Origin of the sequence: Desulfosarcina sp. (assembly GCF_046496365.1) — a bacterium.
In the GTDB taxonomy this organism is placed as follows: domain Bacteria; phylum Desulfobacterota; class Desulfobacteria; order Desulfobacterales; family Desulfosarcinaceae; genus Desulfosarcina.
In genome coordinates, this window is record NZ_JAWOHB010000039.1 from 1 (window position 1) to 25,034 (window position 25,034).

Here is a 25,034-nt window from a genome sequence, read left to right on the forward strand (position 1 = left end):
ATCAGACGGTTGACAAGAACGGCGGAACGTCCTATTATTTTTCTGATTTAATTGTCGAACTTTGACTGCATAAACAACCGGTTAGCCATTAACATCCATCAATTGCGGAGAGAACATGCCCATCTATGAGTTTTACTGTTCGGACTGCAACACCCTGTTCAACTTTTTTTCCAGAACGATCAACACATCCAAGCAGCCCCAATGCCCCAAATGCAGGGTCCGCGTGTTGGAACGGCAGATGTCTGCTTTCGCCTTTACCGGAAAGGCCAAAGCGTCCGAAGATGGTGAGGATTTGCCTTTTGACGAACATAGGATGGAAAAGGCCATGCAGATGCTGGCCAGTGAAGCGGACCGGATCAACGAGGACGATCCGCGCCAGGCGGCCAATCTCATGCGAAAACTCACCGACATGACCGGCATGGAACTGGGTGCGGGCATGGAGGAAGCGCTGCGGCGCATGGAGCGCGGAGATGACCCTGAACAGGTCGAGGCCGAGATGGGCGACCTTCTGGAAGGGGAAGATCCATTCGTGTTCGCTGAAAAAAAAGGCAAAGGGGCGGCGGCAGCCAGGCGGGCGCCCCTGCGGGATGAGACCCTTTATGATCTTTAAGTCCGGGTCTTTCCAGCCATCGGCTGCATCGGCATACCCGTATTCGATACCCGCTGGAAATGGGATTGACAAACTCGATGGACATGGTTAGATTCCTTGTCTGAAACCAATTGCCGGTCCTGAACAATCACGGACCGATTTTTATTTCCAAGGAGGGTATCATGCTTGAAGTCACGCAGCCGGCAGTCCAGCAGATTGCCGAATATTTCAAAGGCAAAGATGTCAAACCCGTGCGGATTTTCCTAAACGAAGGCGGCTGAGGTGGCCCCGGCCTGGCCATGGCTCTGGATGAGCTTGCCGACACCGACACGGAATTTGACGTAGACGGGTTCAAATTTATCGTCAACACAGAGTTTTTGGATAAAGCGCAACCCATCAAAGTTGATTTTCAGATGTACGGATTCAAACTGGACTGCGGCATTGACTTCGGCGCCGGCTGTACCAGCTGTGGTACCAAGGGTTCGTGCTGCGCCTGATCCACCCTGACTGATTACTTACAAAAAGGCGGCCTGTCGGAGACCGCCTTTTTTGCATGGTGCAAACGAAGGACAGATCATGACAATGGTTGATTATGCTGTAAATGAGCACGTGGCAACGGTTAGTCTGAATGACGGGGAGAATCGGTTCAATCCGGATTTTCTAAATGCCTACCTAGGCGTTCTCGACGAGGTCGAGGGTGCCACGGATGCCACCACCCTTGTGGTGACGTCGTCCCATGAAAAGATATTCTCCAATGGTATCGATCTGGAGTGGCTGGTGCCGGTAATTCAGCAAAACGACACGGCTCGGGCCAAGGATTTCTTTTACCTGCTCAATCGCATGTTTAAACGCATCGTCACCTATCCCCTGTTGACCATTGCCGGCATTTCCGGTCACGCCTTCGCCGGCGGTGCAATCATGAGTTGTGCCTTTGATTTTCGCTTCATGCGATCGGACCGCGGTTTTTTCTGCTTCCCCGAAGTGGACCTGGGGATCCCTTTTTTGCCGGGGATGAATGCCCTGTTGAAGAAGGCCATGCCCATGTACATGGTCGAGTACATGGAATACACCGGTGTTCGGCTTACCGCGGATCAATGTGTGGAGCACCACATCATTCACAAGGCCTCTCCCGCTGAAACGCTCATGGCGGATACCATGGCTTTTGCCATGGCCCTCAACAAGCGTCGTCCCGTGGTGGCGGAGATGAAGAAACGGCTCAACCAGGCCATTGTCCACGCAATCGATGTCGAGGATGTTCCTTATATCGAGTCAGGGCGATTTAATATGGGTTGATCCGGCGATCAAGGCTGGCCACCCGCCAAAGTGGGCAGCGCTCCCCCTGCCGGGGGTCCCGGGTGTTTACCACAACGACCCATTCTGGAAAGATCCTGCAGAGCAAAGGTTTAGGCAAACCCTCACAGCGGTTTTCAAGCGGCCAGTTCACGGGTTTTGTGAAAGCGGATCATGGGCCACTCCTCCATGGCATTTTCAAGGCGCCACAGGCTGGGCGCTAGATAGGCCAGTTTCCCTTGGGAATCATGGGCCAAACTGGCGTACTTTTCCTTTTCAAAGATGGTCAACTGCTTTTTGTCGTCGCAGGTTACCCACCGGGCAGCGGCAAAGGTTACCGGCTCGTAGTCGGCATCGACCCCGTACTCGGCTTTAAGTCGCGCCACGGTCACATCAAACTGGAGCACCCCGACCGCTCCGAGGATGTAGCTGTTCCCCGACAGCGGGCGGAAAAACTGGACAGCCCCTTCCTCGGCCAGTTGGGTCAGCCCCTTGAGCAGTTGCTTGGTTTTAAGTGGGTTTCTCAAGCGCACCCGGCGAAAGTGATCCGGTGCAAAACTGGGGATGCCGGTGAAGCTGAGCGGTTCTTTTTCACAAAAGGAGTCGCCGATACTGATGGTGCCGTGGTTGTGGATGCCGATGATATCTCCGGGGTAGGCCTCCTCAACATTTGTGCGATCCTGGGCCATGAAGATGGTTGCATTGGACAAGGTTACCTGCTTGGCCAGGCGGGTTTGAATCACCTTCATGCCGCGGGTGAATTTCCCTGAGCAGATGCGCACAAAGGCAATGCGATCACGATGGGCCGGATCCATGTTGGCCTGGATTTTAAAGGCGAACCCGGAAAATGAATCTTCATCCGGCTGGACCTGGCGGGTCGTGGTGGGGCAGGCTCTGGGAGGCGGCGCCATGCGCACAAATGCATCCAGCAGCTCCCGCACGCCGAAGTTGTTGATGGCGCTGCCGAAGAAAACGGGCGTCTGGCTGCCCTTGAGATATTGATCCAATTCGAAGGGGTTGGCGGCACCCTCCAGCAGTTCCACGTCGTCGCGCAATTCTTGAGCTTGGCCGCCCAGCATCTCGTCCAGTTGGGGATCGGCGATGTCGGTGATTACAATCCCCTCCTGGTGGCGGGTCTGTCCGCCGGGGGTGAACAAGTGGAGCTGCCGGTGATACAAATTGTAAACCCCGCGAAAACGCTTTCCCATGCCGATGGGCCAGGAGAGGGGTGAACATTCGATTTGCAGCTTCTCTTCGATATCCGAAAGAAGCTCAAGCGGAGACAAACCGTCGCGGTCCAGCTTGTTGATGAATGTCATGATGGGGGTGTTGCGCATGCGGCAAACCTCCATGAGCTTCTCGGTCTGGGGTTCCACACCCTTGGCGCTGTCAATCACCATGAGGGCGCTGTCCACGGCGGTAAGCACCCGGTAGGTGTCCTCGGAAAAGTCCTGATGTCCGGGGGTGTCCAGCAGGTTGACTTCAACCCCGTCGTAATTGAATTTCATGACCGAGGTCGTCACCGAGATCCCGCGTTCCTTTTCGATGGCCATCCAGTCGCTGGTGGCATAACGCCCTGCCCGTTTTGCCTTCACGGCTCCAGCCATCTGGATAGCGCCACCGAACATGAGCAGCTTTTCCGTCAGGGTTGTTTTTCCGGCGTCCGGGTGGCTGATAATGCCGAACGTCCGACGTTTTCTGATCTCTTCTAAAAAATTCCGATCCATATGCGTTTCAACTTTTTTCGATTGGCCAAAAAAAACAGGCCGAAAGCGGCCCGTTACCACTGTTTAAACAAGGTGATGGGTTTGGTGCCGGATTACATGACGCTGTATCCGGCCACCGATCGAACCAGTTCGTCTGCAAGCAGCAGATTGGGGCCCGTGTCTTGAATGCTTCCGTTTTCTTCGATCTCTTCGATGAAGGTTTCTACATACTCACCGCAGAAATAGTTGCGGCAACCTTCCCGAAGGATTTCGTAGGCAGATGCAGCCGGCTGCCCCTTCTGATAGGGCCGGTCCGTGGTAACCGCATCAAAACAGTCCGCAATACTTACAATTTTCGCTCCCGGCGGGATTTCCAGGGCTTTCAGACCGAAGGGATACCCGTTGCCGTCCTCCCGTTCATGGTGAAACAGAACGAAGTCCACAGCCGGTTTTAAAAAATCGATATTCTTGAGCAAGGCTGCGCCGATCAGCGGGTGGCACCGAACCTCCTGCTGCAGATCATGGGGAAGGTGCATCTCCCGATTGGTGAAAATTCGGTCACTCAGCGCCAGCTTGCCCACATCGTGAAACAACCCGCCGATGCCTACATTGCGTACGTCCTGAAGCCCAAAAGCCAGCCGCTGGGCAAGGCGCATGGCATAAAGGGCCACCCGATGACCATGGGCCAGGGTATAGCGATCTTTCTCCCCCAGGGCCAGGGAGATTTCACTTAATGTCTGCAGGTGTTGTGCGCAGATCCGTTTCCGGTGGGTCAAATTTTGTCGCATGTCTATTACAGACAACCTCCGTGTTCACTGCATCCAATTTGCCTGAACGAGGATTGATCGATATGGCAAGGCGGCACGACGCTGGAATGTTATTTTAACCGTCGAACCGCCCCAGGCGGGGTCGTATTCAGATGACAATTTCAGGTTTCCTATGACGCGTCCAATATAAGGCAGGGCATAAAAAGTGTCAAACCAAAACGGATGTTTGAACCAGGCCTCAAGTGAAACCTGCCGTATTCGTTAAAACCGAATCGCAAAATAGGCTGCCATGGCGGTGCGCTATTATTTCGCCGGGTTTTGCGCCCTTTTTTTCAGGCGGCTATAAACAGCCCTTGCCTGTTTCCGGGTGGCGGACAGGCCGCCGCTATTGTCAACGACGATGGTGGCCCGATTCCGCTTCTGCTCGATGGGCATCTGTGAACGGATCCGGGCAGTTGCCGCTCGTTCATCGATACCATCCCGGCGCATGAGTCGCTCCAGTTGAATCGTTTCGGGTACATATACGACAATGACTTCAGCCAGGTTTTTTTCCAAACCAGATTCAAGAAGAAGCGGGATGTCCATGATCACCACCGCTTCGGGGGTTTGGGTATTGATTCGGGCGACCATTTCATTTACGCGTTCAAGGACGCGGGGATGCACGATGGCATTGAGGCATGATTTTTTTTCCGGATCATTGAAAATAATATCCCCCAAGCGTTTACGGTCAATTTCCCCGTCGGGGAGGAGGATCATTCGGTCAAAAACGGCAAGAATCGCTTCATAGCCGGGAGTGCTCTGTTTGACCACCTCCCTTGCGATCTTATCGGCGTCGATGATCAAGGCACCGGCATCGGAAAGAAATCCGGACACCGTTGATTTGCCGCTGGCAATGCCTCCGGTTAAACCGGCGATGATCACGGGGCGTCCTTTGGGGGGCAAACGCATACAAAAATTGGATCGGGGTGTGTGGGAACGCAGCCCCGCTCACGGTTGTCAAATACCCTTCCATAAATGGCCGCTTCCGGCCCAGGCCGACGGACTTGCGGCTTTGAAATCCACGCCGGTTCAGCCGGCTGCAGGTGCGGTTTAACGGGCGCTGCGGCTTTGGCTGGGAACAAAATCCGCCCTTTCCGGACGGACTATTTAACGGTTACGACGGGGCAGGGCGCTTTAATGATCACATATTGGGCGTTGGACCCGAACAACAGCTTGCCCACTTTTGAACGGCGTTTGATGCCGATGATAATTTCATCAATCCCTTTTTCTTTGGCATATTCGACAAGGTCCTCACCTGGTGTCATACCGCGGACCAATAATTTGGTTTCGCACGGAATGCCGTCCTCATCAAACATTTTTTTAGCAAATTCGAGATCCTCGGTCGCATGTTCCACTTCTACGGCGTGGGTGACGCTCCCGCCGGTCAGGGAAGAAACGATGAGCACCTGCGCATCGAAAGCGGTAGCGTGTTTTTTAGCCAGGGCCAAGGCATCCTTGGCCGAATTGGACCCGTCATAACCGACCAGGATTTTCATTTTTATCTCCTTTTCTGTTGCAATGGCGCCATATACCGCAGGGGCATCCCACCGGAATATGCGTGTTGACGTGACCTGGAAAAAACTGACAAGCTTTCGCCGCTGGCCGCCAAACCGTTGTTTCTTGGGGGACTTTACAAACACGTTTGGCGTCATCTGTCAAGGGAACAGTCATCCTGAATCAGCCATTGAACTACCCCTGCCGGTATTTGATCCCAGAAGCGGATCCAACCGACCTGCTGCGGGTTTTCCCATCGACGGGCCCGAAGACTGAAGGCCGCTTGCCTGTTCGCTCGCCGGACCGGCGGCCGCCGCCTTGTTTGTGGGACCGCGCGCATTGATCCGCAAAGGCCTGGCCCGCGACCTGGCAGGCGGTTCAACGAATGCTTTTCATGCGTTCCTTGCGGCTGACGATTTCACTGATGCGGATGCCGTATTTTTCTTTTTCCACCACGACAAATCCTTTGGCTATCAATGTCTGATTGATCAGAATGTCAACCGGCTCGCCTTCCATCTGCTCCAGTTCGACAACCGATCCCGGACCCATCTTGAGCACATCATTGATTCGTTTTCGGGAGTGTCCCAACTCAACGGTCACCTGCAATGGAATGTCCATCACCAGACCGAGATTTTTAAATTGATTCATCTCGTTGTCGGTGTCAGGCATCAGGACCGTTTCTTGAATCGTTTCCGACCGGGCAGGTTTCGCTGTAGTTTTATCTGCAGCTTCTGTGGAATCGGATTTATCCCGTTTAACACCGGCTTCAACGATGATGACACTGTCTTTATGGGAAAAGAGGAATCTGGTGGGCTTGATAACATGGGTGGGGCTCACCTTGAAGTCACGCCCGTTGGTAATTGATGGGGTGGACAACACGCAGGAGAGGCCGGCATCCACAAAATTGGATTTGAGATTGCCGCCGATGATATTGCTGACCTCACGAATAACATCATAGACTGCTTCGTCGCTTTCGACTTCCGCTACTTCCATTCCCAACATGGCGGCGGTCATTTCCCTTCCGAAATCGTCATTGACCTGGATATTGAACATGCCGTCGACTTCACCGGCAAAGGTTACCGACCCGACGGTTCGCATCTCTTCGGTAAAGGATTCGGGAACCTGTTGTATGGACGCCACTTCCATGTCCAGCATGGTGTAAAAAACGTCAATTACTGAATTGACGATGGCCGTCTTGATATCCACGCCGGCAATCCGCTCCATAATCACATCGCTGGACAGGTCGCTCATGATATCTTCTTTGGCGCCAATCTCCTCCTTGGCGCACAATTCAACGCGCACGTAATCATTCTGATGCCGAAACGTGAATTTTACCGGCGGGGCGATGTCCACCGGATCGATGTTAAAATGGCTGCCCGAGGTGATCGACGGCGTCGAAATCACGCAGGTAAGGCCGGCGTCGAGAAATTCCGTTTTCAGATTTCCGGCCACAATGTTGGCTATCTCACCGATCACATCGTTGATCGGATCCGTGCTTTTGATTTCATCGATCTCGATCCCAAGCATGGCTGCGGTCACCATCTTGGCGAACGCCGCGGAGAGATTGAAACTCATCACACCCACCACCTCACCACCAAAGTGAATCGCTCCGACCATCCGGCTATCATCGAGACCGGTGGGCACACTGCCGTCAACGGATTCCAATGGCATGGACATCATTGAATCGAAAGTCTCGATGATTGTGGATGTTATCGTTTTACGGATGGCGTCGTCGGTGATTTTTTCCATCGGTTCCCTGTGAGTTAAGCGGTTGGCAATGGTCTACATTTTAGGAGTTTTTTTCTATTTTTGTCAATCATTTGCAACAAAAAAGGCCCGGGCGAAGCGCCCGGGCCTTGGGTTGATTTTACCTTGTCGGCGGCCTTAGAACAGCCCGCTCACTTTTCCGGTGGCCGGATCGACGTCGATGCGGCGGAAAGCCGGGTTGGAACCGGTCCCCGGCATCAGGCTGATGGTGCCGGCACACGGGCACAGGAACTTGGCACCGGAATAGATGAGCACGTCCCGGATGGGCAGACGCCATCCCTTGGGAACACCCTTTACCACCGGGTCGTGGCTCAGGCTGAGGTGGGTTTTGACCATCATGGTGGCAAAGTCGGCGTATTTGGGATCGCTTTCCAGCATTTCGGCTTTGGCCTTGGCTTCCGCCGACCAATCCACACCGTCGGCGCCGTAGACTTCCTTGGCGATGGTCGCCACGCGGTCACGCAGCTTCATCTCCAGCGGATAGAGGAAATCGAACTTGTTGCCTTCTTCGCAGGCATCGATAACGGCATCGGCAAACTCCAGGGCGCCCTGGCCGCCTTTTTCCCAGTGTTTGGATTCGGCACAGCGGGCGCCGGCGGCTTCAGCGGCCTTTTTTACAATGGCCACTTCGGCGTCGGTATCGGTGTAGAACCGGTTGACGCAGACCACCGGGTTGATGCCGGCTTTGCGGATGACACCGATCATGTGGACCATGTTCTCGCAGCCCTTTTCCACCAGGGACAGGTTTTCCTTGGTGTAGGCATCATCAAGCGCTTTTCCGGCAACCACTTTTGGGCCGCCGCCATGCATCTTCAGGGCGCGGATGGTGGCGGTCAGAACGGAAACATGCGGTTTGAGACCGGAGAAACGGCACTTGACGTTCCAGAATTTCTCGAATCCGATATCGGCGGCGAAGCCGGACTCTGTCACGTGGTAATCGAAGCACTTCAGACCGACGCGATCGGCGATGATCGAGCTCTGGCCCACGGCGATGTTGGCAAAGGGGCCGGCATGCACGAAACAGGGCTGATATTCGGCGGTGCACATCAGGGTCGGGTTGATGGTATTGCGCATGAATGCGGCCATGGCGTTGCCAACTTCCAGGTCTCGGCAGGTGACCGGTTTGCCGCTCTTGTCGAAGGCCACGGTGATGTTGTTGATGCGCTCTTTAAGATCGGCCAGGTCTGTGGCCACGGCCAGGATAGCCATCAGCTCGGAGCCCACGGCGATGCCGAACTTGCTCTGCATGGTAAAGCCGTCAGTGCGGCCGCCGAGTCCGATGACGATGTTGCGCAGCGCCTGGGCGCAAAAATCGATAATCCAGCCCATCTCTACGCGGGTGGGGTCGATGTCCAGCCTGCGCATGCCGGTGAGGCGGGCCAGCTGCTCGTCGTTGTAGTTGCGTTCGTGCTGCATGCGGGCGGTCATGGCCACCATGCCGAGGTTATGGGCATTCATGATGTCGTTGATGTCCCCGGTCAGTCCCAGGGAAAACTCGGTCATGGGGATCAACAGGGAGTTGCCGCCGCCGGCCGCCGTTCCCTTGACGTTCATGGTTGGACCGCCGGAGGGTTGGCGCAGCGCACCACCGACATTTTTACCGCGCATGCCCAGACCTTCCATCAGACCGACGGATGTGGTGCTTTTGCCTTCTCCAAGGGGGGTGGGGGTGATGGCGGTGACCTCAATGTACTTGCCGTCCGGTTTGTCTTTGAGACGGTTGATCACCTTGAGGAAGTCGATTTTGGACAAACGCCCCATGGGAAGCATTTCGTCCGCTTGCAGGCCAAGTTTTTCGCGCCACTCATCGGGAGTGGGCATGTTTTTTTCAGCCTCTTCAGAAATCTGCCAGTCGGCCATTTTTGTTGCATCGTAAGCCATCTATCCAATCCTCCTTTAAGTTAAAGTTTAACCATTGAGGGCCCTGATTACCCGCTATCAGGTGCCGCTACACTGTCGGGTCGATGAATAAAAACGCAATTGGAATGTGTTGAAGGTTTGAATGCACCATGTTTTTCCAGGAACCTGAAAAACGCGATCAACCTAACATGCCTGTCTGATTTTGGCAAGCGTTATATGGATGTTGAAAGCCTTAGCGGAAATGATTCCAACATATTGAAAAATTGATTATAAACGGCAATATAAAGGAGACATAAAGGTCCTCGGTCGGTCAAGATTGGCTTCCGTTTCAAACCCCGTTGCCCTGAAGATGATAGAGGCGGTGATAAAATCCCTGTCGGGCCATCAAGGATTCATGGGTGCCGGTTTCCACCATCGTGCCGCTGTTGAGCACCACAATACGGTCGGCAGTGCGGGCAGTGGTAAGGCGGTGGGCGACCACCACGCAGGTGCGCCCGCGCATCAGATTGGCGATGGCCTGCTGCAGATCGACTTCGGTCTGAGAGTCAACATAGGAGGTGGCCTCATCAAGTACAATCACTTCAGGATCCGCTGAAAAGGCTCGCGCCACGGAGATCAACTGACGTTCACCGCTCGAAAGGGAGCCGCCTCCTTCGGCGATGCGGGTATCCAGCCCATTCGGCAAACGGTCGACCAGGTCCCGGCAGCGGGATGCGTCGAGGATTCTGGCCTGCTGCCGGGGGGTAAGATCCTTGGCGGAAAAGAAGAGGTTGGCCTTTAAGGTTCCAGTGAATAAAAAGGGATCCTGCATGACCAGGACGATTCGTCTTCTCAATATTTTCCGCGGGATGTTTATACAGTCGATGGCGTTGAAAAAAACCGATCCGCTGGTGGGGTCGTAAAAGCGCACCAGCAGATTCACCAGCGATGTTTTTCCCGAGCCGGTGGCACCCACAATGGCGACGGTTTCTCCGGCATTGATCGTCAGATTGATGTCTTTTAAAACCGCTTCGCCTTCGTTGTAGGCAAGCGTTGCGCCCTCAAAACGGATCTGTTTCAGTGGGCCGGGAATCACCTCGATCTGTTTTTTGGCCGGATCAGCTGCCGGGGTATCCAGAAGCAGAAAAATCCGTTCGGCTGAAGCCATTGCATTTTGCAGGATGTTATACTTTTCCGCCAGGTCCCGGATAGGACGGAAAAACATCTTCATGTAAGCGATGAAGGCGGCCAGCGCGCCGAGGCTGACTGTCTGGTCAAGCACATGGGCGCCGCCGAAATAGATGACGATGGCGATGGCGGTGATACCAAGCATTTCAATAATGGGCATGAACACGGCAAAGATGTTAATCTGGCGCATTCCTGCCAGATAGTTGTCGTGATTGAGGCGCGCAAACGCTTCGAAGTTCTCCCGTTCCCGGCAGAAGGTCTGGATCACTTTTATGCCGGCGATGGTTTCGGAAAAACGGGTGTTGATCTGTGCCACCTGGATGCGCAGCTCCCGAAACACGTCGCGAACCTTGCGTGAAAACACAAGCGCGGTGCCAGCTACCAGCGGCAGGACGATAAATGTCAGCAAGGCCAGACGCCAGTCCATGGCCAGCAGCACGACGGCGATTCCTGCCAGCAGGAACATATCTTTGAACACCATGGAGATGAAAGCGGTGAACAGGTCGTGCATGTTCTGGATGTCGTTGGTCACCCGGGTCACCAGTCGGGCGACGGGATTGCGGTTGAAAAAGCGCAGGGGCATGTCCTGCAGGTGGCGGTACAGGCCGACGCGCAGGTCGTGCATGATCCGGTGGCCGGTAATTTCCATAATCAGGTTCTGGGCAAAGGTTAGAATAAAAATGGCCACCACCACCGCCATGAACAGACCGGCAATGTGCAGCAGACCGGACAGATCGGTGTGCCGCAGCCGAGCCAGGGTTGAACGGTCGAGGCGGCCCAGGTCTTCCATCCGGATTGTCGCTCGACCTTCCCGGACACGAAACAGATGGTCCTGCCGGTGGACCGCCTCCCCAACAACCGGGTCCTTCAGGTCAACGGACAGCCACTGCTCGCCCGTCTCGCTGGCGATACGGTCCCTGGGAACAATATGCCGGTCGATGATCTCCTTGGTGATATACGGGACGGACAATTCCAACAGCGTGATCGCCACCACCAAAAAAACCGACAGGGTCAGCCTGATCCGGTGGGGGCCGGCGTAAGGAAGAATGCGGCGCAGCAATTTCAGGTCATATGGCTTCCCCAGGCGCTGCTCTTCATCGTAGCCATAGTCAAATCGCATCTTCAAGCTCCTGGAGACGGTAGGCCCGGGCATAATAACCGCCGTCGGCCATCAATTTGTCGTGGCTGCCGGTGGTGACGACCCGTCCCTTTTCCATTACCATGATCTGGTCGGCGTGGCGTACTGCCGACAGGCGGTGAGAGATGATGATCAGCGTCTTGTCCCCGTCCATGGACCGCAGTGTTTCCAGGATGCGGGCGGCGGTGCGGGTATCCACCTGGCTTACCGGATCGTCGAGAATCAGGATCGGTGCAGCAGTCAGCAGGGCCCGGGCCAGGGCCACGCGCTGTTTCTGTCCGCCCGATAAAATTACCCCTTTTTCTCCAACCACCGTATCGAAATGGCGGGGCAATTCCTGGATGGTGTCGTCCAGTGCTGCCAATTGAACAGCCCGTTTAAGCGCTTCGTCCGACACTCCCGTGGCGCCGAAGGTGATATTCTCGCGGATGGTGCCGGCGAAAAGAAACGGTTCCTGAGGCGAAATGGATACCAATGATCGCAATGCATTGATCTTCAGGCGGCGGATGTCTGTTCCATCGATGCAAATGCATCCCGAACGGACATCGTAGAGGCGCATCAGCAGTTGTACCAGTGTGGTTTTCCCGGCCCCCGGCGGGCCTACGATGCCCAGGGTGCGGCCCTTTTCCACGCACAGATCGATCTGTTGGAGGACATCACCCCGGTGCGGGTCGTAGGCAAAGCTGACTTTCTCGAATGTCAGGCGGCGCACAAACCCGCGTGCGTCAATGGCATTCTGGGGCTCGGTCAGTTCAGGGAGCGTGCTGAAGATGCCGTCCAGCCGGTCCAGTGAGGCGCGGCCGCGCTGGATGAGGTTGGTGACCCAGCCCAGGGCCATCATGGGCCAGGTAAGCAAGCCCAGATAACTGATGAAGGCCACAAAATCACCCGGTGTGATCCGGGCAAAAATGGTCTGACGGCCGCCCTGAAACAGGACGATGGCCAAACTCAGGTTGGTGAGCATCATCATCAGCGGGAAAAACGAGCCGGTAATTTTAACCAAATCGATATTCTCGCGGACGTAGGCGTTCGAGATCCGGGTGATCTCACGGGCCTCGGCGGCCTGGGCATTATAGGCCAGGATGACGCGGATACCGGCAAAACGCTCGCGAACCGCTTCGGTGAGATCGCTGAAGGCACCCTGTACCCGCTTGTAGCGCTGGTGCATCCGTCGGCTGAAAAAACGGGTGCCCAGAACGATCAGGGGCATGGGGATCAGCACGTACAGGGTCAGCTCCAGGTTGATATAGATCATGAAGCCGATGGCGGCCGATCCTAAAAAAAGGGCATCGTTTAAGGCCACCAGCCCCATTCCGGATGCCATGCGCACCTGCTGGATGTCGTTGGTGGCATGGGCCATGAGGTCGCCTGTGCGCATGCGGTCGAAATAGGCCGGAGAGAGGGTCTGGATATGGGCGAAAAGGCGGTTGCGCAGCGCCTCTTCGGTCTTGCGGGCAGTGCCCAGAAGGCAGCGCCGCCAGAAAAAACGGAACAAGCCGATACACACCCCCAGGGCCAGAATGACCACGGCATCATTCAACAGGCTGGTGGGATCCGCCTGCATGAGGGCCAGATTGTCTATGGTCCGCTTGATGACGCGCGGGATAAAAAGCTGGAGCAGATCCACCACGATCAGGCACAACAACCCGAAAAGAATGCTGTTGCGGTTTGCGACCAGGTAGGGCTTGATCAGATTGAAGGATTTCATCGATCCCTGTTTGCAGGCGGTTTATTTCAGGGTTGCCGAAGGATGCACACATCCATTTCCGGACCCTTTTCAGTTATCATCACTGTGAATGAACGTGATCCCGGCCTTTTTCAAGATCTGTCCGATGGTACTGCCCGATGCCTGCTCGAGTTTTTCCTGAATTCGAAAGGCGTTGGACCGACGACGGCTAATTTGGGCCGCAACTTTGGCATCGTGGGAATATCTTTTCATTTTGGTTTCGAACCGCTGTGCCAGGCTCATCACCGTGGTGCCGGACACCAGCTTGTCGGCCAGGTGAACGATCTGGGCTTCATCCAGGCGGGAATCCGGCGAAACCGGGATATCCATATGCAGCGCGACGATGGCTGCCATGGCGGGAAATCCCATGGCATTCAACAGGTCGGCCCCGGCAGCGGCATGGTCATGCGCCAGTCGGGCCACATCATGCACCTGGGCGGCGGATCGGACCAGGGACGCATCGATGGCGCCGCCGCTGCCATTGACGGCTTCTGCCAGCGTTTCGGCCACGCAAGCCACCTGCAGGCAGTGGCCAATCAGCTTTCCGGGCAGCCGGTGAACTTTTTCCATGAGTACCCGGCATTCGTTTTCAGTGAGCCTGTCGGACCGTGCCAGCCGGGTTGAAAGGCGCTGAAAATCCTCGGGCGTATCCAGGTCCATGAGGATGCCTTCATCGGCCACCTGGACCTCAAGGGCCGCTGAATCGTAGCGGCAAAGCAGCCCCCGGAGTCCGCAGCTGCCGTCATGGCGAAGCATGTCATCTCTCAGCTGACCATGGATCAGCGGCGGGTGTCCGCGTCGATCGTCAAACAGCGCATAGGCGACCGGTGGGAGGCTTCGATCGAAAGCATTCATCACCTGCGCCAGGGTGTGGGGGCGAACCAGGGGAATGTCCACCGGATGAACGAAAAAGGATCCGACGTCTGCCGGAAGTGATCTGACACCGGCCAGCACGGAAGTGAACATGCCCGCATCATGTGCCGGGTTGTGGACGAGGCACACAGGCTTCCCGGCCAGCTCGGAGGCGATGGCCTGCGAACGAAATCCGGTCACCACGCGGATGTCCGCCATCCCGGCGCTGCGATAAAGAGAGACCACCCGTTGCAGCACCGTCTCTCCGTCCAAAATCAACAACGGTTTGAAGGGCCGCATGCGCCGGGAGTAGCCGGCGGCTAGGATGATGACGGATTGATTTCGCTGCAAGGCCATGGAAACGGTTTTGTGTTGGGTGTGTTTATTTTTCAGCCAGCATGGCCCGGTACTCGTTTTCGGTGAGGACGGTCACGCCCAGCCGGCTGGCCTTGTTCATCTTCGACTGGCCGACCCGTTCACCGCAAACCAGATAATCGGTGTTTCCGCTGACGGTTGTCTGTACGCTGGCGCCCAGTGCCCGGGCCTCGGCCTGCATCGTTTCCCGGTCGCCGTGGATCATCTTGCCGGTAAAGACGATGCCTTTTCCCGCGATGGGACTGTCGATGGCCTGTTGCGCAGCTGCCAGGGGCGTACGCTGGAGGTTGAAGCCCAGGTCAAGCATGTGGCTGACCAGCGGCGCAAGTCGTTTCAGGTCATTGGCAATGTTTTTGCTCGTGATGCCGCCGAACCCTTTTATGTGCTTAATCTGCGCCCTGGTTAGGTTGAGAACATCGTTGATCGAATAGTTGGCCAGCAGCTTGCGGCTGTCCCCAGTACCCAAATCCGCGATGCCGAAGGCGGCCAAAAAACGCCAATCCTCGACCGGCTTGGTCCGGCTGAGGGTGATGGCCGCGGCCAGATTTCTAGACTGGACCGGCCCGAAGCCCATATCTATGAAATCCGATTCGGAGAGCCGGTAGATATCCTCGAGGCTGTCATGACCGTGGTCGACAAGCTTGCGGATGGTCTTGATGCCGAACCAGTCTGCATTGCCCAGAATCCTGAACCAATGGCTGATGCGCTGTTCGATCTGGGCCCGGCAGGTGCTGTTGGTGCACTTGAGAAAATCGTTCTGCCATACCAAGGGTGCATTGCACGAGGGGCAAAGCTCGGGCCGCGCCGCCTCTCCCTTGACTTCCAGTACGGCTTCCAGCTTGGGAATGACTTCGCCGCTGCGGATAATCTCGATGCGGGTGCCGATGCCGATGCCGGAGTTGCGGATGTTGCCGGCGTGGTGGGCGGTCACCCGCCGGATGGTGGCACCCGACAGGAATACCGGATCGACCTCCAATACCGGGGTGACGTTGCCGGTGCGGCCCACCTGCCATTGGATGCCGGTGACAGTCGTCTGAGCGATCTCTCCCTTGGTTTTGATGGCAATCTGCCAGCGGTAATGGTGGGCGGTGGACCCCATCTGCGCCTTCAAGCGTTCATCGGTGGCCTCGGCAACCACGCCGTCGGTGGGGTAGTCAAAGCCTGCCAGCAGGTTCTCTACCAGGCGGCTGGTTTCTTCAATCAACCGGCGGCCGTCGACGATCAGCGCAGTGACCTGGCTGTAAGGCACAAAATGCACCATGCGATCGTTGAGCGCGGTTTTTGCATTTTCGTTGAGGGTATCCGAAGAGATGATGCCCACCACCATGTTGCGCGGATGTTCAAAATGATCGGCCATGTGCTCGTCAAAATAGGATTTGACGACCACGATCTCTCCCATCCCAAGCGCGCGGCCGCCGATGGGGATCACGCCTTTGGCAAAGGCGCTGGAAATTTCGTAACCCACCTCTCCGTTGCCGCGCGTGGTAAACAGGCGGCCGTCATCCCGGCCGGCCAGTCCGTCCAGCTTGGGTGTCAGTCTGAAGGTCACCCGATCCAAATCAATTGCCTCGGCTTCTTTCTGCACCCGGGCGACGAAGCGTTCCAACTGCTCACGGGTATAGGCTTTTTCAATGGAGAGCATCGGTGTGGGGTGGCGTACTTCCCGCTTGCCGCTGAACTGCTCCGGCTCTACGGCCTGCAGAAACGGATGCGCCGGCGCGATCGATCGGAGCCGCTCCACCAGCATGTCATATTCGGCGTCGCTGACGATGGGTGTGCCCTGACGATAGGCCTGATTGTAGGATTTCAACACGTCGACCAGTTCTTCTACGCTGGATGGGTTCATTTTTTCCAGGATGCGCTGATAAAAAAAAGGGTTTAGGGCCGGACTGTCCAAGGGATCGCTTCCCACCGAACGTTGGCATGCCTTGCCGTTGACCGTTGAGAAAGGGAGTTGGTCACCTATCTCGTTTCAGATCCCAAAACGGCTGCAAGGGTCAGGGCCGCACGGCAGGCCTTTTCCCGGGCCGTTTTAAAAGCCGGGGTCTTGAAACCGGGGCGCCACTGGTAGTCGGAAAGTTCATCGGAAACCACCAGGATGCCTGCTGCTTCCATCTGCCGAAAGCCAGCGACGGTGAAGATGGCGGAAAGTTCCATCTCCACGGCCAGAGCGCCGTTCTTTTGATAATGCTTTACCTTCTCTACGGTTTCCCGAAAAATGGCATCGGTCGTCCAGACGGCACCGTCGAGAAAGCGGGCATGGTGATGCTGCAGGGCCAGTCGGATCTGATGACAGAGCGGCCGGGCGGGCAGGGCGACCCTGCATGCGGGATCACAGTAGTGGCCGGACGTGCCCTCGTCCACCATGGCGCTCGTCGGAACGATAATATCACCGGCCTTTACACGGTGGGATACCGCTCCGCACCAGCCCACAAAGAGGATCTGTTTAACGCCCCATACCCACAGAGAGTCGACGATCATGGCGGCATAGGGAGCTCCGATCAGCGGTCCGGCCAGTGTGAACCGCCGCCGGTCGTCTGCATGTACCTGAAGGTTACTCATGTATAATTTGCGTTGCTCCACCACGGGGGTGTCCGCCAGTCGTTCCAGCAGGTGCAGGTCCCCCTGTGTGGCCGCAATAATGGCCAGGGAACCGGTTTCGGGCGGTTTTTTACCTTTGACGGGATTGACTATGGCACGGCGGTCAGTCATCGGCTTTCAGTGCAGGAGAATAACCGGACGGCAGCAGCCAGAACGTTCACTGTCCACCAGGCGGCAGTTCTCATGGCAGGTCTGCGGATCAGATCGGTCGCTGCAGATGGGTCAGTTCCTCCTTGATTTCGTCCATGATATCGTACAGCCAGAAGATATCTTCGATCGTCAGGCGGCCGGCCTTGACCGGCGCCCGGTCGCTGCCGTCTTGTTTTTTGAGTACGCGGGGGCCGATTTGGACCTTGGCCTCCCCCTGGTCATAACGGTTGATGGTCACCATCAGCCCGGTTTCCGGGCATTTCCATTTTTTCAATACCTTGTCTTTGCTTGGGTCAAAGGGCATGTGTTCCTCCTTTGGAGAAATTCAAGAATTCATGGGCGGAGCGATGCCGGGATAAAGGCATTAAATCGATCTGAAGCGTAATTTAAATTCCTCAACCCCTGGATCCGGGATTCCATTGTTGACCGGGTTCGTCCGGATCAGGTGGAGATCTGTGAGAAATCGGCAATCTTTCCGAAAATGGCCGATATGGATGCCAGCAGAGCCAGACGGTTGCGGCGAAGCGCCGCTTCATCGGCCATGACCATTACATCACTGAAAAAGGCGTCCACCGGGTCTCGCAAGGTGGCAATGGCGGTCAGGGCGCTGTCAAGGTCTCCCTGGTCCATGAGACGGTCCACCTGCATTTTTACCGCCTGGCAGGCCGTATGCAGGGCACCTTCCGCACCGTGTGCAAACAGGGCCGGGTTGACCGGTTCGGTTGGGGTGGGCGAGGCTTTTTTTAAGATGTTTTCCACCCGCTTGAAGGCTGCTGCCAGAGTTTCGAAACCCGGTTTGGCCTTGAAATTGACCAGGGCGTTAACCCGGCGTTCCACATCGGTGATGCGGTCTGCCGAGACGCTGGTCACCGCGGCGATGATGTCTTTGGACAACCCCTCGTCGGCGAGCAGGCGGGAGAGCCGGCTGTTGAGAAACGTCAATACGGCGGATACGGTTCGGGCTGGTGGTTCGGTGCTTGTTTCGGCGAACAAAGCGACACCTTTTTCCACCAGTTCGGCAAGGGACAGGTTCATTTTGCGGCTGCGCATGATCTGCAAAATGCCGATTCCCTGTCGTCGAAGGGCATAGGGGTCAGCGGCACCGGTGGGAACCAGGCCGACGGAAAAGCACCCGCAAATGGAGTCGATCTTTTCGGCGATGGAGAGCAGCGCGCCGGTTTCGGTCTGCGGCAGTTGCCCGCCGCTGTGGGTGGGCCGGTAGTGCTCCTCGATGGCCAGGGCCACATCCGGCGCTTCACCGGCCGCCTGGGCATATATGCGTCCCATGATTCCCTGGAGTTTGGCAAACTCGCCCACCACCTGGCTTACCAGATCGGCCTTGCACAGGTAGGCCGCGCGGGTCACTTTCTCCTTTTCGGCCGGGTTGACGGCATCGGCCAGCCATGCGGCGAGGGCCCTTACCCTCACCACCTTGGCATACATACTGCCCAGTTTGGCCTGAAAAAGTACGCCCTTGAGTTTTTCCACCCAAGCCTCCATGGGTACTTTGACATCGGCGTTGAAAAAATAGCGGGCATCTGAGAGCCGGGCCCGAAGGACCCGCTCGTGCCCGGTGGCCACCAGGGCCATATTGCGGGTGCGGGTATTGTTTACGGCAATAAAACCGGGCATGAGTCTGCCTGCTGCGTCGATTACGGCGAAGTATTTCTGATGTTCGCGCATGGCCGTGATGAGAATTTCCCTGGGTACCTCGAGAAATATCTCATCAAACCGACCTGCCGTGGCGATGGGGGTTTCCACCAGATTGGTGACGATGTCCAGCAGCTCTTCGTCGGGCAGAACCCGTCCGCCCATGGCAGCCGCTGCATCCGCCACTGCCGCCGCGGTCATCTGGCGGCGCTCGGGGATATTTACCACCACTTCCACCGCAGCCATTGTCTGCACGTAGGCCTGCGGGGAGGAGATGGCCACTTTTCCCGGTTTCATGAACATATGGCCCAGAGATTGCCGGCCACTTTTTATGCGGCCGCCCAGGGTAAAAGAGACCACCTTTGTTCCATAGAGCGCGACGATGCTCTGGATGGGACGGGCGAACTGAATGGAAAGGTCGCTCCAGCGCATGCTCTTGGGAAAGGGCGTGGCCAGGATCACCTCGGGCAAAATGGTTTTGAGCAGGTTGATCGTTGCCTGCCCGCGGTTGGTTTTGCGGGCGCTCAGGTACCGGCCCTTGTCCGTCTGAACCACCTTCAGACGGGCCAACGGGACACCGGCCTTTTCGGCGAATTTTACCGCCGCCATACTGGGTCTGCCCGTTTCGTCAAAAGCAATCTTTTCCGGAGGCCCCATGAGGTTCTCGGTCACGGTCTCCTGTTTGGACGCAACCTGGTCCACCGTGACCGTCAGCCGGCGGGGGGTACCGCAGGTGCGGGCCAGGCCGTGGCCGATGCGGGCCCCATCCAGCCGTTTGAGCAGGTTCTGGGCGATGGCATCCAGTGCCGGTTGGATATATCCCGCCGGGATTTCTTCGGCGCCGATTTCAAGTAGTAGGGTTTCCATATTTACCTCGATCTGGCGTTCACATTCGATGTTGATTCAATTTTGCCCTGCCGGCCGTCAATCACGCGGTTTGGTTCAATAGGGGAAATCCCATGGCCTCGCGCTGCTTCAGGTAGCCCATGCCGCACGCCCGGGCCAGGTTTCGGATCCGGGCAATATATCCGGTTCTTTCAGTGACGCTGATGGCACCCCGGGCGTCCAGCAGGTTGAAGGTGTGGCTGCACTTGAGGGTGAATTCATAGGCCGGAAGCACCAGCGGTTCCTCGATAATTCGTTTGGCTTCGGTCTCATAGCGGTTGAACAGATCCAACAGCATGCTCACATCGGCTTTTTCGAAATTGTAGGTGGACTGTTCCACCTCCTGCTGGTGATGGACCTGACCATAAGTGACCGTGTCGTTCCACTTCAGGTCATAGACGTTGTCGACGCCCTGAAGGTACATGGCGATGCGTTCAAGGCCGTAAGTCAGCTCCACTGAAATGGGGGACAGTTCCATGCTGCAGGCCTGCTGAAAATAGGTGAACTGGGTACATTCCATTCCGTCCAGCCAAACTTCCCAGCCCAGGCCGGAAGCACCCAGTGTGGGCGACTCCCAGTCATCCTCCACGAAGCGGATGTCGTGTTCCAGTGGGTCTACCCCTAAAGCCTTCATGCTCTGCAGGTAGAGCCGCTGAATGTTGCCTGGGGACGGCTTGAGCAGCACCTGGTACTGGTAGTAATGCTGGAGGCGGTTGGGATTTTCCCCGTACCGGCCGTCGGTGGGCCGTCGGGACGGCTGAACGTAGGCCACGTTCCACGGCTCGGGCCCCAACGCCTTCAACGTCGTGTGGTGGTGAAACGTGCCGGCGCCCACCTCCAGATCATAGGGCTGAACCACCACGCAGCCCTTGCGGGCCCAGAATCTGTCCATGGTGAGAATTACATCCTGAAAATTCATCTGCATTACCTCGACGGTCGGTATCGATAGCCAAAGGGTTGATAAGTTTTGTCATCGCTCGGGAATTCCGGACCAGACAGGCTCTCGGGTGAGGGCCTTACGTACCATTATCGCTGCGGTTTAACAAGACCCGGGTTTGTCTTCGCGGCAATGCCGGCTGCCAACCTGCACCGGTCAACCGGCGGTCTTGCATGGTGCGTTCATTATTGGCTGCCGGGCTTGAACAGATCGACGGCCGTCCGCCGACATGATTGATGTGCCTTAAAAAATAAACCGTGGCGTCTAAAGCACTCCTTGGTTGTCCACCCGGCAATCGATCACGCCTGCCGTGGGTCGTTCGGCAAGGATCTCTTTCCAGACCGGTTTGAGTGCCGCCATGTCGTGCACCTCCCCGATGGCCCACAGGCATCCGCCACCTCCGGCACCGGTGAAACGGGCGCCGCAACCGGCCTGGATGGCTGCCGACACCAACCGGTCGCCCATGTCGTCGAGGACCTGGGGGGTCATGGCCTTGCGGATTGCCGTTTCCCGGTTCATGGCCTGGACGGCCGCCCGCATGTCCCATCCGGCGATTGCCGTGGCGAAAGCGTTGGTCAGGTGGATGATCGCATGCCAGTTTTCGCGGCCGCAGGCGGCGATGAACTGCCTGATCCAGGTATTGTTGACATCCCTGGAAACATGGGTGACGCCCAAATATGCCAACAGCAGATGCCGGTCCAGGCGCTCCAGGGATTTGCCCTTCAACAGGGACCTTCCGGCAAAGGGCGGCCGACAAGGATCCGCCGTCCATGTCCAGGCATGGACGCCACCGAAAGCGGCGGCCAGTTGGTCCTGGAGGCCACAGGGAACACCGGCCGCGCCCTGCTCGATGGCATGGGCCAGAAGAACCATCTGCTTGCGTGGAATTTCTGTTTTGCCCATGCGGCCCAGCAGCTTGGAAAAGGCTGCAATCAGGGCGATGGCCGCCACGGATGATCCCCCCAGTCCACTTTGGGGCGGCGATGCGGAATGGATGTGAATGTGGACCCCCCTGGCGCCGAAATAGTCGCTTACCGCGAACATCAGTCCCAGGGGATGATCGTAGGGCGCTTCAGATGGGCTGAAGGTCGCATCGGCGATGCCTGCTGACGATACGCGTATTCGCTCAGCGGTGGTCGGACCCAGACTGACCGTGGTGCGCCTGTCCAGAGCGATGTTGACTGTGGATGGCGCCAGATGACGCAGGGGGTAGTGAAAGCTGCTGATGTCCAAGGTCCCGCCGAAATCGATGCGGCAGGGTGCCGACGCCACGATGGGGTGGTTGTCCAGCAGCGGTCCGATATCGCCCAGTCCCAGGTTATTGCCCGGCTTTAACATGGCTGCCTCCTGTTTTGATCGATTGTCTCACGGCCTGCAGCACCTTCAGGCTTTTTGGAGACCTGCCGATGTGATAGGGGACGAAGGTTTCCAGAAAGGTCAGACCTTCAGCAATGGCTGCCGGTGCGAACCGCACGCGTCCGGCCCGCTCAAGGTCTCCGGTGTCGGTCCACATCAGTTGCTTCAGGGTGCCTTTGGAGATTTTCAATCGCCCGTTGGTGGGGATGCCGCAGGTCGGGCAGGCAATGCCGCCTTTGGATGGATCCGAGACAACCGAAGCGTGCCGGATTTGGTCCAGGCAGGTCTTGCATGCGTGGCAGTGGTCAAAGTTGGGTCGGAACCCCGCGAGTGATAAAAAGCGCATCTGGAACAGGATACTGAGTACCTCGACGGGCGTCTCCCCGCGGTTGAGCTCGACCAGCACATGCGACATGAGCTGGTAAAGGGGCTCTTGGGGTTCTCCCTCGGCCATCCACAGATAGATCAATTCCGCCCAGTAGCTGGCATAAGTGGTTTTAACGATATCTTCGCGAATTTTGAAAAACGGATCTTCGAGAGACGCCTCCTGGAGCACCGGCAAGCCTTTGCCCCTCACTGGGGTCAGCACCACGTTGAGCCGCGAAAAGGGCTCCAGGACACCCGGAAAGCGCTTGACACTTTTTTTGGCGGATTTGGCAATCGCGCTGGTTTTTCCCTGTGCCCGGGTGAACAGGGTTACAATCAGGTCATAATCGCCAAACTCGATCCGACGGAGCAGGATGGCTGGGGTGCTCAGGCTGGTCATGGATTCAGATACCGAGAAAGCGGGTAGCGATGGAAAAATAGAAATAGACGCTGATGATATCGATGGATGTTGTCACGAAGGGCCCGGTGGCAACCGCCGGATCGATGTTGATCCGGGCCAGCAGCATGGGTACGCACGAACCCACCAGGGCGGCGACGGACATGGAGCAGACCACCGCCAGGCAAACAGCCAGGGCCAGCATCACGGTGCTGTACTGCAGCTGAGCCACCGACCCGAGCAGCAGGCCGTAGACCAGACCGAGGATCAAGCCCACGGACAGTTCCTTACCCACCACCGACCAGATGTCCCGGATATTGAGTCTTCCCGTGGCCAGGCCGCGCACCACGATGGTGGAGGACTGGGTGCCGATGTTGCCGCCCATGCCCATGATGACGGGGATGAAGGCCGCCAGGAAAGCGAAGCGGTGCAGGGTGCCTTCAAAGTGTCCGATGATGAAAAAGGCCATGACCCCGCCGGCACAACTGGCCAGAAGCCATGGCAGGCGGGTCCTGGTGCTGCGGAAAACGTTCTGGGTTTCGATGTATCCCTCACCCAGACCGGCCATCTTCAGGATATCTTCGGTGGCTTCCTCGCGGAAAATATCGATGACATCGTCCACCGTGACGATACCCACCAGCCGGTGGTTTTCATCCACGACGGGAACCGCCAGAATATCGTAGCGCTCCACCAGGTTGGCGACTTCCTCCTGGTCGACATCCGTGCCCACGGCGAAAACATCCCTGGTCATGAACTGCTTGAGCGGGGTTTCCGGCGCCACCACCACGAGCTGGCGCAGGGAACAGACCCCCACCAGTTTGCCGTATTCGTCCACGACGTAGAGATAAAAGGGCATCTCCACATCGTGGTATTCGGTCTGGATCCGTTCGATGGCTTTCCGGGCGGTCAGATCCTGGGGCATGGCGATGAAATCCGTGACCATGATCCCGCCGGCCGTATCGTCGTCGTACTTGAGGAGGCCTTCGATTTCTTCGGAGCCCTCTTTTTTCATCCGCTCCAGAATGGCGTCTGATTTTTCTTCCGGCAGCCGCCCGATCAGGTCGGCCACGTCATCCGAGGGCATCTGTTCGAGGACCTCGACAATATCCTCCAGCTCCAGTTCATTGGAGAGCGCGGCGAAGGTGTCCTCGTCCAGTTCGCTGAACAGGATGCCCTTTTTCTCCGTGTCGCGGATCATTTCGAGCAACTGCAGCTGTTTGGCCACCGACAGGGACCGGAAGACGATCGAGAGATCGGCGGCATGGGTCTTGTTCACAATCTTGCGCAGATTGGTGGTTGCCCCCCGCCGCAGCAGGCGCTTGATGCTTTCCACAAGAATGCGGTTGTTTTTATTCAACATCGTTGTTCCGGGGCGACGGCTAAGGGTTAAGCATCAAAGTTTCCGGATCGGCCGGCGGCCGAAGGTGGGGCGTTTCCGGTAAGGACGGCGCGATGTCAGGGCAGTTCCAGGTTGACCACCTCGCCGCTTCTGCCCGGCACCGGGACAGGATTTCCGTTCAGCTGAAGCGACACCCCGCCGGCGTTTCCGATCAGCAGATTGAACATGCGGTCGGCCTCCAGGTGGAGAATGTCGCCGGGCTTAAGATAGTGCTGGGAAGCCGGGGCGTCATCCGCGATGGCCTTCAACCAGGTATCCTCTTCGCACACGATCTCCAGCAGATAGGCTGCCGGCCTGGGGTCGGCGGCAGTCTCCGGGACGCCGCGGCCCGCGGCGGGAGCCTCCGGGGCGGCCGCTTCCGCCGGCGTCTTCTGCACGACGGCGTCCGGCGGCGCAACGGTCTCGCCCGCCGGCGGTGCCTCTTCGATGGCGGCGGGCACCGGCGCCCGGGCCTCATGGGCGGCTTCCTGATGATACACCCTCTGGTAGGTCAGGACCGTGCCCACGACCAGCCCTGTCATCA

21 protein-coding genes are annotated in these 25,034 nt (G+C 57.1%); 3 read left to right on the forward strand and 18 right to left on the reverse strand.

Annotated features, from left to right (window positions below; genetic code table 11):
• Positions 1-115: 115 nt before the first annotated feature.
• The 3 genes from R6V78_RS02625 to R6V78_RS02635 all read left to right on the forward strand — a co-directional run bounded on the left by R6V78_RS02625 (position 116) and on the right by R6V78_RS02635 (position 1,882).
• Positions 116-610, forward strand: coding sequence for an FmdB family zinc ribbon protein (locus R6V78_RS02625; protein WP_410287771.1), 495 nt, complete (start codon positions 116-118; stop codon positions 608-610).
• A 278-nt stretch (positions 611-888) separates the two neighbouring features.
• Positions 889-1,086, forward strand: a complete 198-nt coding sequence (locus tag R6V78_RS02630; RefSeq protein WP_410287772.1) for a hypothetical protein — start codon at positions 889-891, stop codon at positions 1,084-1,086.
• 79 nt (positions 1,087-1,165) lie between these two features.
• On the forward strand, positions 1,166-1,882 hold the full coding sequence (locus R6V78_RS02635; RefSeq protein ID WP_410287773.1) for an enoyl-CoA hydratase/isomerase family protein: 717 nt from the start codon (positions 1,166-1,168) through the stop codon (positions 1,880-1,882).
• Between the two features lie 134 nt (positions 1,883-2,016).
• Here R6V78_RS02635 and R6V78_RS02640 read toward each other — a convergent pair whose 3' ends face one another.
• From R6V78_RS02640 to R6V78_RS02725, 18 genes are all read right to left on the reverse strand, one after another.
• Entirely contained in the window at positions 2,017-3,606 is a 1,590-nt protein-coding gene (locus R6V78_RS02640) for a peptide chain release factor 3 (protein ID WP_410287774.1), read from the reverse strand.
• A 92-nt stretch (positions 3,607-3,698) separates the two neighbouring features.
• Positions 3,699-4,373, reverse strand: a complete 675-nt coding sequence (locus tag R6V78_RS02645) for an HD-GYP domain-containing protein (RefSeq protein ID WP_410287775.1) — start codon at positions 4,371-4,373, stop codon at positions 3,699-3,701.
• A 282-nt stretch (positions 4,374-4,655) separates the two neighbouring features.
• A complete protein-coding gene (coaE, locus tag R6V78_RS02650) occupies positions 4,656-5,273 on the reverse strand; it encodes a dephospho-CoA kinase (RefSeq protein WP_410287776.1) in 618 nt (205 codons plus the stop codon).
• A gap of 221 nt (positions 5,274-5,494) precedes the next feature.
• On the reverse strand, positions 5,495-5,887 hold the full coding sequence (locus tag R6V78_RS02655; protein ID WP_410287777.1) for a universal stress protein: 393 nt from the start codon (positions 5,885-5,887) through the stop codon (positions 5,495-5,497).
• A gap of 376 nt (positions 5,888-6,263) precedes the next feature.
• Positions 6,264-7,634, reverse strand: coding sequence for a flagellar motor switch protein FliN (gene fliN, locus R6V78_RS02660; protein WP_410287778.1), 1,371 nt, complete (start codon positions 7,632-7,634; stop codon positions 6,264-6,266).
• A gap of 135 nt (positions 7,635-7,769) precedes the next feature.
• Positions 7,770-9,533 (reverse strand): formate--tetrahydrofolate ligase, encoded by a 1,764-nt coding sequence (locus R6V78_RS02665; RefSeq protein WP_410287779.1) that lies wholly within the window; start codon positions 9,531-9,533, stop codon positions 7,770-7,772.
• A 307-nt stretch (positions 9,534-9,840) separates the two neighbouring features.
• Positions 9,841-11,799 carry an ABC transporter ATP-binding protein gene (locus R6V78_RS02670; RefSeq protein ID WP_410287780.1) on the reverse strand — a complete coding sequence of 653 codons (1,959 nt, stop codon included), beginning with the start codon at positions 11,797-11,799 and terminating at the stop codon, positions 9,841-9,843.
• Entirely contained in the window at positions 11,789-13,525 is a 1,737-nt protein-coding gene (locus R6V78_RS02675) for an ABC transporter ATP-binding protein (RefSeq protein ID WP_410287781.1), read from the reverse strand. Before R6V78_RS02675 ends, R6V78_RS02670 begins: the two co-directional genes overlap by 11 nt.
• Before the next feature lie 69 nt (positions 13,526-13,594).
• The gene (locus R6V78_RS02680; RefSeq protein WP_410287782.1) at positions 13,595-14,752 is read right to left on the reverse strand and encodes a DVU_1551 family NTP transferase; all 1,158 of its coding nucleotides are present in this window, start codon (positions 14,750-14,752) and stop codon (positions 13,595-13,597) included.
• Between the two features lie 25 nt (positions 14,753-14,777).
• Positions 14,778-16,667 carry a BRCT domain-containing protein gene (locus R6V78_RS02685; protein ID WP_410287783.1) on the reverse strand — a complete coding sequence of 630 codons (1,890 nt, stop codon included), beginning with the start codon at positions 16,665-16,667 and terminating at the stop codon, positions 14,778-14,780.
• Positions 16,668-16,732: 65 nt separating this feature from the next.
• Complete coding sequence (locus R6V78_RS02690; protein WP_410287784.1) at positions 16,733-17,482, reverse strand: nucleoside phosphorylase; 750 nt, start codon at positions 17,480-17,482, stop codon at positions 16,733-16,735.
• 88 nt (positions 17,483-17,570) lie between these two features.
• Entirely contained in the window at positions 17,571-17,825 is a 255-nt protein-coding gene (locus R6V78_RS02695; RefSeq protein ID WP_410287785.1) for a hypothetical protein, read from the reverse strand.
• A 137-nt stretch (positions 17,826-17,962) separates the two neighbouring features.
• Positions 17,963-20,038, reverse strand: a complete 2,076-nt coding sequence (gene glyS, locus R6V78_RS02700) for a glycine--tRNA ligase subunit beta (RefSeq protein WP_410287786.1) — start codon at positions 20,036-20,038, stop codon at positions 17,963-17,965.
• A gap of 61 nt (positions 20,039-20,099) precedes the next feature.
• Positions 20,100-20,975, reverse strand: coding sequence for a glycine--tRNA ligase subunit alpha (gene glyQ, locus R6V78_RS02705; protein ID WP_410287787.1), 876 nt, complete (start codon positions 20,973-20,975; stop codon positions 20,100-20,102).
• 282 nt (positions 20,976-21,257) lie between these two features.
• A complete protein-coding gene (locus tag R6V78_RS02710) occupies positions 21,258-22,331 on the reverse strand; it encodes a galactokinase (RefSeq protein ID WP_410287788.1) in 1,074 nt (357 codons plus the stop codon).
• Positions 22,312-23,115 carry a DNA repair protein RecO gene (gene recO / locus R6V78_RS02715; RefSeq protein ID WP_410287789.1) on the reverse strand — a complete coding sequence of 268 codons (804 nt, stop codon included), beginning with the start codon at positions 23,113-23,115 and terminating at the stop codon, positions 22,312-22,314. The genes R6V78_RS02710 and recO overlap by 20 nt, the downstream gene beginning before the upstream one ends.
• A gap of 4 nt (positions 23,116-23,119) precedes the next feature.
• Positions 23,120-24,472 carry a magnesium transporter gene (mgtE, locus tag R6V78_RS02720; RefSeq protein WP_410287790.1) on the reverse strand — a complete coding sequence of 451 codons (1,353 nt, stop codon included), beginning with the start codon at positions 24,470-24,472 and terminating at the stop codon, positions 23,120-23,122.
• Positions 24,473-24,567: 95 nt separating this feature from the next.
• On the reverse strand, positions 24,568-25,034 hold a 467-nt coding region (locus tag R6V78_RS02725; protein ID WP_410287791.1), incomplete at its 5' end, for a DUF4115 domain-containing protein.